Consider the following 15,991-nt stretch of genomic DNA (forward strand, 5'->3'; position numbering starts at 1 on the left):
CACGAAATAGGTTGCATCGCGACGCGGTTTTGTCCAGAGGTAATAGGGAGAGGACGAACATGAAATCAGCGCTCGACACCATGGAACCGATAGAACGCGTCACATTAGGCGACCGCGTGCACGAGGAGCTTTGCGATCTGCTGATGGCGGGCAAGCTCTTTCCCGGCGACAAGCTCTCGCTGCGCAACGTCGCGGCGACGATGGGGGTGTCGATGATGCCCGTGCGCGAGGCGGTCACGCGGCTGGTCGCCGAGGAGGCGCTGACGGTCGCGCCCAATCGCGCGGTCAGTGTGCCTGTGATGACGCTAACACGGCTGCGGGAATTGACCCTTATCCGCTCGGAGATCGAAGGTTTTGCCGTGGCGCAGGCGGCGCTCCACCGCACCGACAAGGAGTTGATGCGGATGCGGTCGCTCGACGAGCAGTTCCGCGCGGCCGTGAAGTCGGATTCGCCGAACGCCGAAAAGTCGCTGAAGCTCAACAAGGACCTTCATTTCGCGGTCTACAACGCGGCGCGGCTGCCCCTGCTTAGCGGCATCATTCAGGGTCTCTGGTTGAAGGTGGGGCCGGTGATCAACCTCGACCTGCGATCATCTTCGGAGCGTCTGCGTTCGGGGGATGCCGAGCAATGCCATGCCCGCCTGGTTGCCGCGATCGAAGCGCACGAGCCGGACAAGGCCAGAGCAGCGCTGACCGACGACATCCTGTCATCGTCGCAGTTCATTCAATCGACCGGCATATTGCCGGACTAGATCAGGGTTTTCCACAATGGATTTGATGATCGATGGACTTCGGGTGCTCGTCACCGCGGGGGCGAACGGGATCGGAATGGCAATCGCCGAAGCCTTTGCAGGCGAGGGCGCCCGGGTTCACGTCTGCGACATCGACAAGCAGGCGCTTCAGGCGCTTGCGGCACGCCGGCCCGAGATCGGCACGAGTTTCTGCGACGTATCCGACCGCGATTCGGTGGCGGCGCTTTTCGAGGAGGTCTCCAGCCATCTCGGGGGACTCGATTGCCTGGTCAACAACGCAGGGATAGCCGGGCCGACGGCCCGCGTCGGCGAGATCGACCCGGGTGATTGGGAACGTACGCTGGCGGTCAACATAACCGGTCAGTTCAACTGCGTGCGGCTGGCCGTGCCCCATCTCGCTAGAAGCGGAAATGGGAGCATCTGCAACCTGTCTTCCGCCGCCGGTCGGCTGGGCTTCGGGCTGCGCACGCCCTATGCCGCCTCGAAATGGGCCGTCGTCGGCTTCACGAAATCGCTTTCGATAGAGCTCGCGGAATTGGGAATCCGCGCGAATGCCATTCTTCCGGGTATCGTCGAAGGCGAACGCCAAGATCGCGTGCTGACCGAGAAGGCCAGGGCCTCGGGCAGGACGTTGGATGAAATGAAGCGGGAGGCGCTGGCGCGTGCCTCCGTGAAGGAGATGGTGACGCCGCGCCAGCTCGCGGATGCCATCCTGTTCCTGGCTTCGCCACGCTCGCGCACGACATCCGGCCAGGCAGTGAGCGTCTGCGGTGATCTTCAGATGCTGTCGTGACGTCTGACACCGATTGGGGAGGGGCCGGTGTATCTCGACAATCCGCCAAAAATTGTGCCGACGCGGGTCTTCAGTGAGGTGCCGGAAGCGCTTCGCAAGCGCCCCGACGGGGTGGTGGCGGGCGGGCGCTGGCAGGATGGATCACCGCCGCATAGCCTGATCGAAGGTCCCTGCTTCGACGAGGCCGGCAACCTCCATCTCGTCGACATTCCCTATGGACGCATCTTCAAGGTGTCTCCGAAAGGCGAGTGGACGGTACTCGTCGAATATGACGGCGAGCCGAACGGCCTACGGCGGCTGCCCGACGGCAAGATGCTCGTCGCCGACTACAAACAGGGCATCCTGCGTCTCAACCCCGAAACCGGCACGCTGGCACCGGTCGTATCCCGCTATCGCAGCGAGCGGCTGAAGGGACCGAACGACCTGATCGTGGCCCGGAACGGCGACGTCTATTTCACCGACCAGGGCCAGACCGGCCTGCATGATCCAACCGGCCGCGTATTCCGGTTGCGTGCCGACGGCCAGCTCGATTGCGTTCTGGCCAACGGAGCGGGCCCCAACGGACTGGCCCTCAGCGCGGACGAAAAGATCCTCTACGTCGCAATGACACGCGACAACGCGGTGTGGCGCGTGCCGCTTCTGCCGGACGGAACGACCATGAAGGTGGGACGGTTCAGCAGCTATTTCGGCATCGTCGGCCCGGACGGGATCCTCATCGATCGCGCCGGAAACATTCTCGTCGCCCATGCCTCTCTGGGATGCGTGTTCGTGCATGACCGGTACGGCGAACTGATTGCGCGGATCGTGTCGTGCCGCGGCCGCACGGTCACCAACCTGGCTTTTGGCGGCGCGGACCGGAAGACGCTCTTCATCACGGAGTCGGAAACCGGCTCGGTCCTCGTCGCCGACTGGTATGTGCCGGGCTGAAGCACCCCGGCTAGTCGGAAGCTCTCCTTCCTAATTCACGCCTTCAAAAAAAGGCGCTTGCATCGAGTAGCAGAAACTGCAAATTAATACTGTGATCTCAGATCACGATAATGCGGGTGCCGGGGAGGGTACGCCGCAGGGGAATCCTTGTGCTGTGGAGGAGACGCAGATGACCGATATTTCTCGCAGGTTCATGATAGGGCGTCGGCAGTTCCTGCTTGCCAGTGGCGCGGCCCTGGCCATGCCCTACGTCCACCGTGCCTATGCCGAAGACGAGATCGTCATTGCGAACCTCCATCCGGTGACAGGCTTCGTCGCACTGGACGGGAAGATTGCGACAGCCGGCTGCAAGACGGCCGTGGATGAGATCAACGAGGCTGGAGGCATCAAATCGCTGGGCAAGAAACTCAAGCTGATCACCGGCGATACCCAGGGGAAGAACGACGTCGCCAGCGTCGAGACGCAACGCGTCATTCAGGCCGGCGCGGTCGGCATCGTGGGTTCTTACCTGAGTTCCACCACGCGCATCACAACGCAGGTTGCCGAGCAGAACAAGACACCGCATGTCGCTGATGAAGGTGTCGCGGACGAGATCATGCAAAGGGGCTTCAAATACACGTTCCGGATTGCGCCGTCGTCGAGCAATCTCGGCCTGCTTTCGGCACAAAACATGGCGCTGCTGATGAAGAGCGCCGGGCTATCGCAGATGAGCGTCGCCTATATGCACGAGGACTCGGCTTTCGGTTCCTCTGTCGGGCGCACCTTCCCGGAAGCCGCGAAGGAAAACGGCATGGAGGTGCGCACGGTGCTTTCCTATGCGGCGACCTCCACCGATCTCAGCGTCGAGACTTCGAAATTGCTGGCCACGGGCGCCGACGTGATCGCGGCCAGCACCTACTATGGCGACGGCCTGCTGATCGCGAAGCTGGTCCAGCAGCGCAAGCCGGAGATCAAGGCCTTCGTCGGAGTCGGCAGCGCGGCCTATGCGAACCCGACCTTTCCGAAGGACATGGGCGCCGGGGCCGAGGGCTACTTCAACAACATCATGCACTGGAACCCGGCCTCGCCGGAATTGCCCGCCCTGCTAGAGCGTTTCGCGAAGTTCAGCGAGGGGCTCGCCCTGACTCATCAGGGCGCCTACGCCTACACGGCCGTCCAGGTTCTGGCGGACGCCATCGAGCGCGCCGGTTCGGCCGACAAAGAGACGATCCGCGAGGCGCTGACGAAGACCGACCTCACCGATCACATCCTGCCGCAAGGTCCGATCGTCTTCGACGAGACCGGTCAGAACAAGAATGCCGGCATCGTCATGCTGCAGATCCAGAATGCGACGCCAACCGTGGTCCTGCCTGAGCAGTACGCCCAGGCCAAGCCGATCTTTCCGACGAAGTTCGGCTGATCGTCGCGCCGGGTCGGCGAAGCCGGTGGATTGGGATGGAGAGGTGGTCGCCACGGGTGGCGGCCGGTCGGCCCATGGAGGATGAATGAGCGCTCTCTTGTTCGAGGCAGTCGTTGCCGGCGTCCTTTTGGGCGGCGTCTATGGACTCGTCGCGCTGGGGCTCAACATCATCTATGGCGTGCTCGATATCATCAATTTCGCGCATGGCGCGATGATGATGATGGGGATGTATCTCACATTCTGGCTGTTCCGGGCTTGGGGTATCGATCCCTATCTCAGCATTTTCATCGCCGGCCCTGTGCTCTTCGTGTTTGGGGCGGTGGTATACCGCTTCCTTCTCGATCCGATGCGCGGCACGGCGCTGCAGAACCAGTTCCTCGTCACCCTGGGGCTCTCCCTCTTCCTGACGAATGCGGCGCAGGCGATGTTTTCGCCCGATTTCCGGGTCCTACAGACCAGCTACGCGCAGGAGGTGGTCCAGATCGGGCCGGCTTTCATTCCTCTCACCCGCATCTTCACCTTCCTTGCCGCGCTTGCCGCGACGGCGGTGCTGTTGTTCATTTTCCAGCGCACGCGGCTCGGAAGGTCGATCCGGGCGGTGGCGCAGCAGCAGGATGGAGCCGCGCTTTGCGGCATCGACGTCCGCCACGTCTATACGCTTGCCTTTGCGATCGGCAGCGCCTGCGTCGGCGTTGCGGGCGCGGCGGTGACGCCATTCTTCTATGTGTCGCCGACGGTGGGCGACGTCTTCAACATCGCGTCCTTCGTGGTCGTCGTCCTCGGCGGCCTCGGCAGCATGAGCGGGTCGCTGCTCGGCGGGCTGCTGCTCGGCGTCGCGGTCGCGATCGGCGCGGCGATTCTGCCAGGTTCGTTCAAGGAGGTCCTTATGTTCGCGATCTTCCTTGCGGTGCTTCTGTTCAAACCGACCGGATTGCTGGGGAGCAAGGCATGACTGTCCTTGCCGAAGGTCAGCCTGCCGCCACCGGCCGGCGCCTTATTTCCATCGGCCTGCCGATTGTCTTGTTCGCGGTCGCCGCGGCTGTGCCGAGCTTTGTAAACCCATACGTGCTCGAGATCGGCATATTGCTGCTCATGTACGCATATCTCGGCTCGTCCTGGGATATTCTCGGCGGCTGGGCGGGCCAGGTGTCCTTCGGGCATGCCGCCTTCTTCGGCATCGGTGCCTACGTATCGGCGCTACTCTGGATCAACATGGGACTATCGCCCTGGTTCGGGATGATCGTCGGAGCCCTGATTGCTTCGGCGTTCGGAACGCTGGTCGCGTTCGCAACCTTCCGCGCGCGGCTGCGCGGCCACTATTTCGCCCTCGCGATGTTTGCCGTCGCCCAGATGTTGATGGCACTCTTCGTCAACCTCAAGGAAGTCGGCGGCGTCACGATCGGCGGCTCGGAGGGGCTGCAACTGCCCTATATGGGCACCGATCCGGCAAATATGGTGTTCGACGGGCGGGTTCCCTTCTATTACATTTTGCTCGCCATGCTGGCCGTCGTCGTCGGGACGATCAAACTGATCTCCGTCAGTCGCTTCGGCGCCTATCTCCAGGCCATTTGCAACGACGAGGACGCCGCTGAGGCGCTTGGAGTCAACGTGTTCGGCTGCAAGGTGGCGGCGATGGCCATCAGCGCGTTCTTTACCGGCGCGATCGGTGCGGTCTACGGCCAGATCTATCTCTATATCGAGCCGGGCATCGTCTTTTCGTCAGTCTACTCCATACAGGGCTTGCTATGCGCGGTCGTCGGCGGATCCGGCACCGTCTGGGGGCCGGTCATCGGCGCGCTCATCCTCACGCCGCTGGCGGAAATTTCCAAGACGTTCTTCCGCGATCTTTCGGGCGTCGACCTGATGATCTTCGGCGCCGTGCTCGTCATTTTCGTCCGCTTCATTCCGCAAGGGCTGATGGGGCTGGTCCTTGGCTACGCCGGCTTGCGGCGAAAGGCGCCGGCATGAGTGCGCTTCTGTCCGGGACGGGCCTGGTACGCCGCTTCGGAGGCCTGACCGCGATCAACGACGTGACGGTCGAGGTCCGCGAAGGCCATATCCTCGGAATCATCGGCCCCAACGGCGCGGGCAAGACGACGCTCTTCAATCTGCTGTCCGGTTTTATAAAACCGACGCGGGGAACTGTCCGGCTTGCCGAACATGAAGTGACGGGATTGCGCCCGCATCGTCTCAACCGTCTCGGGCTTGCGCGCACCTTTCAACTCGTCAAGCCTTTCGCGCGCATGAGCGTGCTGGAAAACGTCATGGTGGGCAGCTACCGGCTGTCCCGCGACAGCCGGGAGGCCGCGCAACGGGCGAGGGAGGTTCTAGCCCTGCTTGGGATGGAGGATCTCACCGACCGGCCGGCGCGGGAATTGACCATGCCCGGCATGAAACGCCTGGAGGTCGCGCGCGCGCTTGCAACCGGGCCGCGCCTCCTGCTCCTTGACGAGGTGATGTCGGGGCTGACACCAACAGAGAGCAAGGCCATGCTGCCGGTCATACAGCGAATCCGCGACAGCGGCGTGACGATCCTGATGATCGAGCATGTCATGCACGCCATCATGGCGCTGTCGGACCGCATCGTCGTGCTTCACCATGGAAGCAAGCTCGCCGAGGGGAGCCCCGACGAAATCGCCGCCAATCCGGCGGTGGTGGAAGCCTATCTTGGAACGGCGCCGCTCGGGAGATAGCCAAGCCATGTCATCGCTTCTCGCCGTGGAGGATCTTCAGGCCGGCTACGGCAACCTCTCGGTGCTGCACGGGATCAGCTTCGAACTGAACGCGGGCGAGGTCGGCGCCATGGTCGGCGCCAACGGCGCCGGCAAGTCGACGACGCTGCGCTGCCTGTCCGGGCTGCTGCGCCCTCGCGCCGGCACCATAATTTTCGCCGGAGAGGACATCAGCAATCTTCCAGCGCACCGCATCGTGGAACTTGGCCTGGTCCAGGTTCCCGAGGGACGTTTGCTGTTTCCTGCCATGAGCGTGCGCGAAAACCTGATGCTGGGAGCCTTCCTGCCCGAGCCGCGCAAGCGCATGAGTCAGAGCATGGACGCGGTGCTGTCCTATTTTCCCGCGCTGCGGGAGAAGCTTGACCTTCCGGCGGGTTCCCTTTCCGGCGGTCAGCAGCAGATGGTGGCTGTCGGACGCGCCCTGATGAGCCGGCCGAAACTGCTCGTTCTCGACGAGCCGTCACTTGGAATTGCACCGCTGCTCGTGCGCGAAATCTTCGAGAATATAGAGAAGCTGGCGGCGGGAGGGCTCGCCATCCTCCTGATCGAACAGAACATTGGCAACGCGCTGTCGCTGTCGCAACGTGCCTGGGTTATCGAGAACGGCGCAATCGTCATGCAGGGCAGTGGACGCGAACTGCTCGACGATCCGCGTATCCAAGCCGCCTATCTCGGTATCCAGTAGCGGTCTCATCGCGACGATCCGCCGACGCCGGCTTGCGGACGGCCCGGATGCCTGATCATTAGCAGGGCTGCATGAAATCGCTCTTGAAAACCGATACGACCCTGATATTGTGATCACAGATCGCAGTCTGCCTGTTCGCGACTGCGCTCTTCCGGTGCTCGGTAAGCATCTGGAAACGGAGGAGCGACACTTGATCCTGGAAGCGGTCACGATCATCGCATTGTTCGCCATGGTCGCGGGCACGCTGATCAGCGTCCTCGACAGATTCCTGTTCGGCTTCGGTCTGCCCTGGCCCGAAGAACTCGCCCGCTTCCTGCTGATCTGGACGTCGCTGCTTTCCGCCGCGATCGCGGCGAAGCACAGGGCACACTTCCGTTTCACCTTCCTGTCGGATCGATTCGGTCAATGGTGGGAGGACTTGATCGACATCATTTGCGCGGCGGCGTTGCTGCTGGTCGCATGGAAAGGTGTTGAACTGTCGATCCTGTTCAACATGCAGACCTCGCCGGCGCTGAACCTGCCCATGAGCTACATCTACGCCTCGGTTCCGGTCTCCTGCCTGCTGATGGCGTATTATCTGGCGCGCAACCTCATCGCGCGCCGCCGTTCTCAAAGCCGGGGGACGGTCAGATGATGATCGCGTTCCTGATCGTCTTCCTCGCGGCGATGTTCCTTGGCGTGCCGATCGGCTTCGCCATGCTGTTGTCTTCGCTGTTCTTCATCCTGACCGATTCTGGAAGCTCGCTCATCATCGTTCCGCAGCAGATCGAGGACGGCCTGGATTCCTTCCCGTTCCTGGCCATCCCGTTTTTCGTCCTCGCAGGCAATCTCATGGCGGAGGCCGGTGTTATCCGACGCTTCGTGCTATTGGCCCAGACGCTGATCGGCCATTTGCGGGGTGGCCTCGCCCATGCTGTGGTGTTGTCGGGCGCTCTTCTGGCAGGCGTCTCGGGGTCCGGCACCGCAGATGCGGCCGCCCTCGGCAGCACGATGATCCCGGCGTTGGAAAAGAACGGCTACAAGAAGGATTTCGCCGTCGCGCTCTGCGCCTTCTCCGGCGCGCTCGGTCCGATCATCCCGCCAAGCATTTTCCTCATCATCTATGGGGCGATGGGCAACGTCTCGATCGGCCAGCTTTTCCTGGCGGGGGTGGTGCCCGGCATCCTCATGGTGCTGGTGCTGATGCTCACCAGCCACATCGTCATCGTGCGCAAGGGCTACGGCCATTTGATCAAAAGGAGCACGCTGCGAGAGAAGGCGATCGCGCTGAAGGAAACCGCGCTCGACCTCGTCCTGCCGCTCGGCATCATCGGCGGCATCCGCTGGGGTGTCTTCACGCCGACGGAAGCCGGCGCCGTCGCGGTCGTCTATGTTCTGCTCATAGGGTTCTTCATCCATCGGACGCTTTCGGTCGAACAGATCATCAAGGCCTCGCGCGAGACCGTCCAGGTGCTGGGCGCGGTGATGCTGCTGATCGCCATGGCGACCATCGTCAACTACATCCTCGCGCTGTTCCAGGTTTCGGACCGACTTGCCGGCGCGATGGTCGGGCTGTCGTCCAATCCGATCCTTTTCCTGATCCTCGCCAACCTGCTGATCATCTTCCTCGGCAGCATCATCGAGGATACCGCCGTCCTCATCCTGATGACGCCGATCCTGGTTCCGCTGCTCGGCCAGTTCGGCATCGATCCGGTGCATTTCGGCATGGTCATCTGCCTCAACCTCACGATCGGGCTGGTCGCGCCACCGGTGGGGCTTGCCATGTTCGTGACCTGCTCCATCGGCCAGATCAGCATCGAGCAGTTCATGCGCGCGGCCTGGCCGTTCCTGCTGGCGCTCGTCCTGCTGCTGCTCGTGATCATCATCTTCCCGTCCATCTCGCTGTGGCTGCCGAGCCATATGGTGCACCCATGACCAGGAGCCCGCTGCTCGCGCAGATCGGCCGCAATGTCGATCGCATTGTCTCGCTCGATTTTCCGTCCTACGGGGTGATCGGGCCGCTGTTCGAGGGCGCGGCCAAGCTCCAAGGCGAGGCGCTCTGCATGCAGGCGGCCGAGCGGCTGGCGCAGGCGGTGACGCCCGGCAGCACGGTCGTTCTGGTTACGGGCCTGATCCTGCCCGGGCACCATCCCTATGGCGAGACGGACGGTCCTGTCGGAACGGCGGTCCTGGCGCGCACGATCGCCATGGCCTGGAAGGCGCGCGTGCTGGTCGTCGTCGAACCCGAATTGTCCGATCTCATGACCATGTTGCTGCGGGTTGCCGAGATGCAGGTGGTTTCGCCCGAGGAGTTGCGGCAGGAGGACGGCGCACACCGTCCCATTGCCGCGGTGGTCGGCCTCTCGCGCGACCGGGGCGAAGCCCATGCACAGGCAGGCGGCTGGTTTGCCGACTTCAATGCAACCGCCGTCGTCGCGATCGAGAAGGCCGGAGCCAATGCCTCCGGCGTCTACCATATGGTAGGTGGCGCCGACATCAGCGCTCAGAGCGGCAAGGGCGAGGCGGTGTTCGAAGCCGCTGCCAAGCGTGGGCTGCTTAGGATCGGCATCGGCGACCGCGGCAATGAACTGGGCATGGGTCCTGTCGCCGAAGTGACTCGGGCCTTGCTGCCGTTCGGCGCCGAGTGCGGATGCCCCTGCCATGGCGGCGTGGCCGACCAGACAGACGCCGACCTTGCGGTTCCGGCCGTCGTGTCCAACTGGGGCGCCTACGGCATTACGACCTGCATCGCCGCCATCGAGGAGCGGCAAGACCTCCTGCATAGCGCCGATCGGGAGCACCGGCTGTTGGAGACCGCGGTCCAGCATGGCGGCGTCGACGGCATGTCCGGTCGCGCGCTGCTCGCCGTCGACGGCATCGGCCTGGCGCCCGGCATGGCTTTCGTGGAGATGCTGGCGGAGATCTATCGCGCACAGTCCGTACGCGACCCGTCTCCCTTCTCCACGCCCCTGATCAGCAAATGAAGCGGCAGCAAAGACGCCGCAAGATGGAGGAGAAGAAGCATGATCAATCGTAGAACGGTTCTCGCAAGCGCTTGTTTCAGCGGATTGCTGGCCGGCACGCGGCTCTCATTGGCCGCGGACATCAAATTCCGCGTTGCTTCGGTGCTCGAACCAAGTTCCGATCTCTATCGCGGCTTCGACCATTTCGTCGCGCGGACCGCGGAACTGACCGACAATAAGGTCGCGGTCACCACTTACAAGAACACGCTCGGCAAGGGCGAAAGACAGCTCTTCGAAGCGGTCCAGCTCGGGACGATCGAGGGTGCCGTCGCCACCACCGGTACGCTGAGCGCCTTCGTGCCCGAGGCGGACCTCTTCAATCTTCCGTTCCTGTTTCGCAACGCCGAACACGCCTTCAAGGTGGTCGACGGCGAAATCGGCCAGGAATTCAACGAGAAGATGATCGCCAAGGGCTTCCGCATCCTCGGCTGGTGGGTGCAGGGCACGCGCAACACATCCAACAACGTGCGCGAAATCAATAAGCCGTCCGACTATGAGGGCCTCAAGATCCGCACGATGGAGTCGCCGCCCTTCATCGAGCTCTACAAGAAGATGGGCGCCATTCCCGTGCCGATGTCGATTTCGGAAGTCTATACGGCCCTCAGCCAGGGCACGATCGACGGGATCGACGGGAGCCTGCCCGCGCAGCTCGAATTCAAGCACATTGAGGTGCTCAAATACGCCGCCGTGACGGATCATGTGATCCTGCTCTACCCGTTCGTCGTGTCGGAGCGCTGGTGGCAGGGGCTGCCGGAAGACGTGCGCGCAGCCATCGTCAAGGCCGAAGCCGAGGGACGAGCCATGGAGCGCGAGGACGACAAAGCGTTCAACAAGAAGATCGAGGCCGAGTGGAAGGAAAAGGGCAAGGTCATCACTCATCCCGACACGAGCAAGTTCCGTGAGATTGCCCTGTCCATTTATCCCGACTTCTACGACAAGGTAGGAGGCAAGGACCTGATCGATAGGATACAGAAGATCGGCGACGAGATGTAGTTGCAGCCATGAGGTGCCATTGTTGCCGATCCCCGCTAGCGATGTCGATCTGTGCAGTCCATCACTTGTCGGCCAGTTTGAGTTCGGCCGCCGCAGGACATGACATAATCGCGGGAGCGGCCGAACTTGGGTCGAGCTAGTGATGAACGCGTGCCGCCGTCTTAACCGGCGTCCTCGATGATCATTGCAGCCCCCTTTTCCCCGATCATCATCGTCGGTGCGTTAGTATGGTCCGAGGTGATGCGTGGCATAATGGAAGCGTCGACGACATGCAGTCCGTTGATGCCGTGGACGCGCAGGCGGTGGTCGACCACCGCCTGTGGATCGTTACCCATCTTGCAGGTAGGGGGTCAGATAGCGATGGAAAACCTCGTCCGGGCCGACGGGGGCGGTCTTCACCCGCGCGTACCGTTTTCAAGATCTCGGATGAAGGCAAGGACGGCCTCGACCTAGCCGTCGGCGACGAGTTCGGCGGCCGTCGGTTCGTTGCGATACCAGTAAATGGGGTTCTGTCGCAACGTTTGGTCAAGATTTCTGGTGCCATGAAGGCTGCTCCGTTTAAGGAGAGTTTTGATGTTCAAAGGCCGCCATTTCGACCGATCAGTGATCCTGCTTTGCGTCCGCTGGTATCTTGCGTACAATCTCAGCTTAAGAGATCTGGAAGAGATGATGGCTGAACGCGGCATCCGCGTGGATCATTCCACCCTGCATCGCTGGGTCGTTCACTTTGCGCCGCTGCTGCTCGAGCGGTTTAGCCGACGAAAGCGTGCTGTTGCCGGCAAATGGCATGTCGACGAAACTTACATCAAGGTTCGCGGTCGCTGGATGTATCTCTACCGCGCCATCGACAATGTGGGCGATACGGTCGAGTTCTTCTTCAGCGAACATCGCGATCTATTGGCTGCCAAGCGCTTTATCCGCAAAGCCATCAAGCGTCATGGGCGACCGGAACGCATCGTTATTGACGGTAGCCAGACGAACCGGGAGGCAATCATTTCCTGCGACGGCGAGAGCCGGCTGCAAGATCGATCGCTTAGACCATTGAACCCGATCCGCATCCGGCAAAGCCAATACCTCAATAACCGGATCGAACAGGATCATCGGCGTATCAAGCGCCGGATCCGATCCATGCTCGGCTTCAAATCGATGACCTGCGCTGCGACGATCCTGTCCGGCATAGAGATGGTACACATGATGCGCAAACGACAGGCAAGGTACGCCTGCAATCCGGCGCCATCACTTGCCGAGCAGTTCGAGATCGTCGCTGCGTAACAACGTCGGGCATTGGATTAATCCGTCCTGAAGATAAGTTTGCGACAGAGCCATCCCCGTCAGGCACGATCCGATTAGCGCTGGTTCTCCCACGAAGCGAACCGCGTCGCGCTGCTGCTCCGACTGTCACTCTCCATCAAGAGCCGGCATGACCTGTCCGTCTCACTACAAGGAAAAGCGTCCCGTCATCCTCTGCGTCGAAGATGAGGATGAACTGCGCAGAGACATCGCCGACGAACTTACGGAAGCCAGCTATGACGTCATTGAGGCGCGTAATGGTCACGAAGCGCTTGACGCACTGGACGAAACACGCCCGGATCTGATCCTTTGCGACATCTCCATGCCAGGACTCAACGGCTATGGTGTGCTGAAGGCGGTGCAGACGGAGAGGCCGGATCATGCCGATATCCCGTTTGTCTTCCTGTCCGCGCTCGGCGACCCACGCGAAGTCGTTGCCGGAAAGCGTCTCGGTGCAGACGATTATCTCGTCAAGCCGATCGATTACGATCTGTTGCTGGCGACGATAGATGCCCGGTTGCGTCAGATTGAGCGCATCCACTCCACCCAAGAGGCGCGCACGGTTGTCGATGTTGCGGTCTGGTCAGCGGCATTCCGGCTGACGCCATCGGAAGTACGGGTGGCGCAGGCGTTAACTGAAGGCAAGACACTCACGCAGATCGCTGACGGGCTGGGTGTATCTCGCACAACCATCGCCTTCCACATGCGTAACATCTTCCAGAAAACGGGAACGGAACGGCAGGCTGAACTGGTTGCGTTATTGCTCAAAGGGCGATGACCCGCCATCGCATCAGCACGCTCACTTGGACAAGTGGTGTACTGACGAGCATCTCTGGACATATCAGTCTTTTGGATTCTGCCGCCCAAACCGAACCGTCCGGAATCGTGAAGAGTTTCGGGCGCCGGCAGGCGTACGAAAGTCCCCGAGGAAGGAACCCGCGGGGCACAGTCGACGGCTATGGGGATTTCGATCTGCGGCCGATGTCGGTGATGATGCTAATGCCGCGGGAAAGCGCTGAGGTGGATGCAGACAGGCCGCTTCGTTGCTCCTTCGCGCGGTATTGGCGGCCCGGAACTGGTTCGGACGGAGCCATGTCGGCGGCGAGATTGGCGATAGACGCGGGCGGGTCCGTTACCGGAGGCGGGGCGCCTGCGGCTGAAGGATCGACCATGCCATGCCGGATCATGGAGCTTTCTCCCGGTTCGTGGCGGTTGTATCGGGCGGCCCGCGTGGCTGCCTAAAGCGTTCGAACGTCTCGATGATGATCATGCGCCCGCCACAGCAGCGGCATGGCGGCCGGAAGTCGTCCGGCACGCCTGATGTGTCGTCGTCAGGCGGCGCGGCGACATCCAGGAGTTCGCGGGCGAGCGCGAGACTGGCCTTGCGGGCGGAGCCAGCGAGCAGGCCGTAGTGCCGGATGCGGTGGAAGCCGCGCGGCAGGACATGGATCAGGAAGCGGCGGATGAACTCATCAGCCGCGAGCGTCATCACCTGCTGCCGGTCCGCGCCATTGCGGCGATAGTCCTTGTATCGGAAGGTGACGCCTCTCTCATCGATGGCGATGAGGCGGCTGTTCGAGATCGCCACACGGTGGGTGTAGCGCGACAGGTAGGCGAGCACCGCCTCCGGGCCGGCGAACGGCGCCTTGGCATAGACGACCCAGCGCTTATTCCTGACAGGAGCAAGGTGGCGCAGGAAGGCTCGGCGCTGGGCCAGGTGCGCCAGCGATCCGAAGACGGCGAGCCGGCCAGCGTCGTGCAGCGCGACCAACCGGGAGAGGAATAGGCGGCGGAACAGCTTGCCGAGCACGCGCACCGGAAGCAGGAAGGCCGGACGTGAGTTGATCCATCGGCTTCCGTCCGGCGCGATGCCCCCGCCCGGCACGATCATGTGCACGTGCGGATGGTGCGTCATCGCCGAGCCCCATGTGTGGAGCACGGCGGTGATGCCGATGCGCGCGCCGAGGTGTTTTGGATCGGCGGCAATCGTCAGCATCGTCTCCGACGCCGCCTTGAACAGCAGGTCATAGACAGCCGTCTTGTTCTGGAAGGCGATGTCGGCGACTTCGGCCGGCAGCGTGAACACGACGTGGAAGTAACCGACAGGCAACAGATCGGTCTCGCGCTCGGCGAGCCATGCCCGCGCAGCAGCGCCCTGGCACTTCGGGCAGTGCCGGTTACGGCAGGAGTTGTAGGCAATCCGCCACTGGCCGCAGTCCTCGCAGGCTTCGACATGCCCACCAAGGGCCGCGGTGCGGCAGTTCTCGATCGCCGACATCACCTTCAACTGGTCGAGGCTCAGATGTCCGGCATGGGAGATCCGATAGGCAGGACCAGCAGCATGGAAGATATCGGCGACCTCAAGCGAGGCCCGCACGGCTCAGCTGTCGGGCGCAGACTCTTCCATTTTGAACAAGCCAAGCCGATCGAGCGGACTTGTCACCGAGCGCACGGTACGTGTCGCAACCTTGGTGTAGAGAGCCGTGTTGTTCAGCTTGGCGTGACCGAGTAGCACCTGAATGACGCGGATATCGACGCCGTCTTCCAGAAGGTGGGTGGCAAACGAATGGCGCAGCGTATGCAATCCGACCCGCTTGTCGACGTCGGCCTTCCTTGCGGCTTCGACCACGACGCGGTGAAGTTGGCGTGTGCTGATGGGCCTCAGCGTGTTGATGCCCGGAAAGAGCCAGCCGTCCCGCCGCATGACGCCCTGCCGGTGGCCGACTTGCCACCATTGACGCAAAAGCGTGAGCAGATCCTCTGACAGCATGGCGTTGCGTCCACGCCCGCCCTTGCCGCGCTCCACTCGCAGGAGCATGCGCTCGCTGTCGACGTCAGCGACCTTGAGCGAAGCGACCTCGGAGACGCGCAGTCCCGAGCCATAGGCAACGGCCAGCGCCGCCTGATGCTTGAGACAGGTCGTGGCGTCGAGCAGGCGCGTCACTTCCTGACGGCTCAGAACCACCGGCAGTTTGCGCGGCTGCGCCAGCCGCACGAGGCGGCGGGCAAGATCAGGGCGATCAACCGTGGTATTGAAGAAGAACCGCAGCGCTGACACAACGCTGTTCATCGTCGGCACCGGGACACCCTCGCTTTGCTGCCATATCTGGAAGCGGCGCAGATCATCCGCTGACGCCGTATCGGGAGACCGCCCGAGAAAGCTGGCAAGCCGTCCGATGTCGCGGAGATAGTTGCGTTGGGTCTCGTGCCCGAAGTGGCGCAGGTTCATGTCGTCGATCAGGCGTTGACGAAGCGGGCTGATCGTGGGCGAGTTCGGTTGGTTGTGCATGGTCAGGCTCCTTGTTGAAGAAGCCCGTCATGCTCTGCCCGCGCCGAGCGACGCTCAATGCAGAGCGCGATGGTCGCCCTGTACCTTCTACCTCAGTCGCACGCGCCTTCCCGCGCAGCGGGTTCGTTC

Annotated in this window: 16 protein-coding genes and 1 pseudogene; 14 read left to right on the top strand and 3 right to left on the bottom strand. The window is 62.3% G+C overall.

From position 1 onward, the window contains the following. Positions 1-59: 59 nt before the first annotated feature. The 12 genes from BFN67_RS08795 to BFN67_RS08850 all read left to right on the top strand — a co-directional run bounded on the left by BFN67_RS08795 (position 60) and on the right by BFN67_RS08850 (position 11,283). Positions 60-752 carry a GntR family transcriptional regulator gene (locus BFN67_RS08795; protein ID WP_080919248.1) on the top strand — a complete coding sequence of 231 codons (693 nt, stop codon included), beginning with the start codon at positions 60-62 and terminating at the stop codon, positions 750-752. A 16-nt stretch (positions 753-768) separates the two neighbouring features. Further along, positions 769-1,545: an SDR family oxidoreductase gene (locus tag BFN67_RS08800; RefSeq protein WP_080919249.1), complete on the top strand. Its 777-nt coding sequence runs from the start codon at positions 769-771 to the stop codon at positions 1,543-1,545. A 27-nt stretch (positions 1,546-1,572) separates the two neighbouring features. After that, positions 1,573-2,472 (top strand): SMP-30/gluconolactonase/LRE family protein, encoded by a 900-nt coding sequence (locus BFN67_RS08805; protein ID WP_080919250.1) that lies wholly within the window; start codon positions 1,573-1,575, stop codon positions 2,470-2,472. Positions 2,473-2,641: 169 nt separating this feature from the next. After that, entirely contained in the window at positions 2,642-3,871 is a 1,230-nt protein-coding gene (locus BFN67_RS08810) for an ABC transporter substrate-binding protein (protein WP_080919251.1), read from the top strand. Positions 3,872-3,956: 85 nt separating this feature from the next. Beyond that, on the top strand, positions 3,957-4,823 hold the full coding sequence (locus BFN67_RS08815; RefSeq protein ID WP_080919252.1) for a branched-chain amino acid ABC transporter permease: 867 nt from the start codon (positions 3,957-3,959) through the stop codon (positions 4,821-4,823). After that, positions 4,820-5,839 (top strand): branched-chain amino acid ABC transporter permease, encoded by a 1,020-nt coding sequence (locus tag BFN67_RS08820; protein WP_080919253.1) that lies wholly within the window; start codon positions 4,820-4,822, stop codon positions 5,837-5,839. Before BFN67_RS08815 ends, BFN67_RS08820 begins: the two co-directional genes overlap by 4 nt. Continuing rightward, entirely contained in the window at positions 5,836-6,564 is a 729-nt protein-coding gene (locus BFN67_RS08825; RefSeq protein ID WP_080919254.1) for an ABC transporter ATP-binding protein, read from the top strand. Before BFN67_RS08820 ends, BFN67_RS08825 begins: the two co-directional genes overlap by 4 nt. After that, positions 6,539-7,288, top strand: coding sequence for an ABC transporter ATP-binding protein (locus BFN67_RS08830; RefSeq protein WP_245295206.1), 750 nt, complete (start codon positions 6,539-6,541; stop codon positions 7,286-7,288). The genes BFN67_RS08825 and BFN67_RS08830 overlap by 26 nt, the downstream gene beginning before the upstream one ends. A gap of 190 nt (positions 7,289-7,478) precedes the next feature. Further along, the gene (locus tag BFN67_RS08835) at positions 7,479-7,922 is read left to right on the top strand and encodes a TRAP transporter small permease (protein ID WP_080919256.1); all 444 of its coding nucleotides are present in this window, start codon (positions 7,479-7,481) and stop codon (positions 7,920-7,922) included. Further along, positions 7,919-9,202: a TRAP transporter large permease gene (locus tag BFN67_RS08840; protein ID WP_080919257.1), complete on the top strand. Its 1,284-nt coding sequence runs from the start codon at positions 7,919-7,921 to the stop codon at positions 9,200-9,202. Before BFN67_RS08835 ends, BFN67_RS08840 begins: the two co-directional genes overlap by 4 nt. After that, positions 9,199-10,251 (top strand): glutamate cyclase domain-containing protein, encoded by a 1,053-nt coding sequence (locus BFN67_RS08845; protein ID WP_080919258.1) that lies wholly within the window; start codon positions 9,199-9,201, stop codon positions 10,249-10,251. Before BFN67_RS08840 ends, BFN67_RS08845 begins: the two co-directional genes overlap by 4 nt. Positions 10,252-10,290: 39 nt before the next feature. Then, positions 10,291-11,283, top strand: coding sequence for a TRAP transporter substrate-binding protein (locus tag BFN67_RS08850; protein WP_080919259.1), 993 nt, complete (start codon positions 10,291-10,293; stop codon positions 11,281-11,283). A 161-nt stretch (positions 11,284-11,444) separates the two neighbouring features. On the opposite strand, the pseudogene BFN67_RS08855 reads toward BFN67_RS08850, so the two are convergent. Next, positions 11,445-11,627, bottom strand: a pseudogene (locus BFN67_RS08855) (GMC oxidoreductase); the annotation flags it as partial. Positions 11,628-11,856: 229 nt separating this feature from the next. Here BFN67_RS08855 and BFN67_RS08860 point away from each other — a divergent pair. After that, complete coding sequence (locus tag BFN67_RS08860) at positions 11,857-12,555, top strand: IS6 family transposase (RefSeq protein ID WP_080919261.1); 699 nt, start codon at positions 11,857-11,859, stop codon at positions 12,553-12,555. 148 nt (positions 12,556-12,703) lie between these two features. Then, positions 12,704-13,351 carry a response regulator transcription factor gene (locus BFN67_RS08865; protein WP_080919262.1) on the top strand — a complete coding sequence of 216 codons (648 nt, stop codon included), beginning with the start codon at positions 12,704-12,706 and terminating at the stop codon, positions 13,349-13,351. 405 nt (positions 13,352-13,756) lie between these two features. Here the strand turns inward: BFN67_RS08865 and BFN67_RS08870 are convergent, their stop codons facing one another. Then, positions 13,757-14,950 carry an IS91 family transposase gene (locus BFN67_RS08870; RefSeq protein WP_080919263.1) on the bottom strand — a complete coding sequence of 398 codons (1,194 nt, stop codon included), beginning with the start codon at positions 14,948-14,950 and terminating at the stop codon, positions 13,757-13,759. A 3-nt stretch (positions 14,951-14,953) separates the two neighbouring features. After that, positions 14,954-15,862 (bottom strand): tyrosine-type recombinase/integrase, encoded by a 909-nt coding sequence (locus BFN67_RS08875; protein ID WP_080919264.1) that lies wholly within the window; start codon positions 15,860-15,862, stop codon positions 14,954-14,956. Positions 15,863-15,991: the final 129 nt, after the last annotated feature.

The sequence above is a fragment of the Manganibacter manganicus genome, from assembly GCF_002075885.1.
In the GTDB taxonomy this organism is placed as follows: Bacteria; Pseudomonadota; Alphaproteobacteria; order Rhizobiales; family Rhizobiaceae; genus Mesorhizobium; species Mesorhizobium manganicum.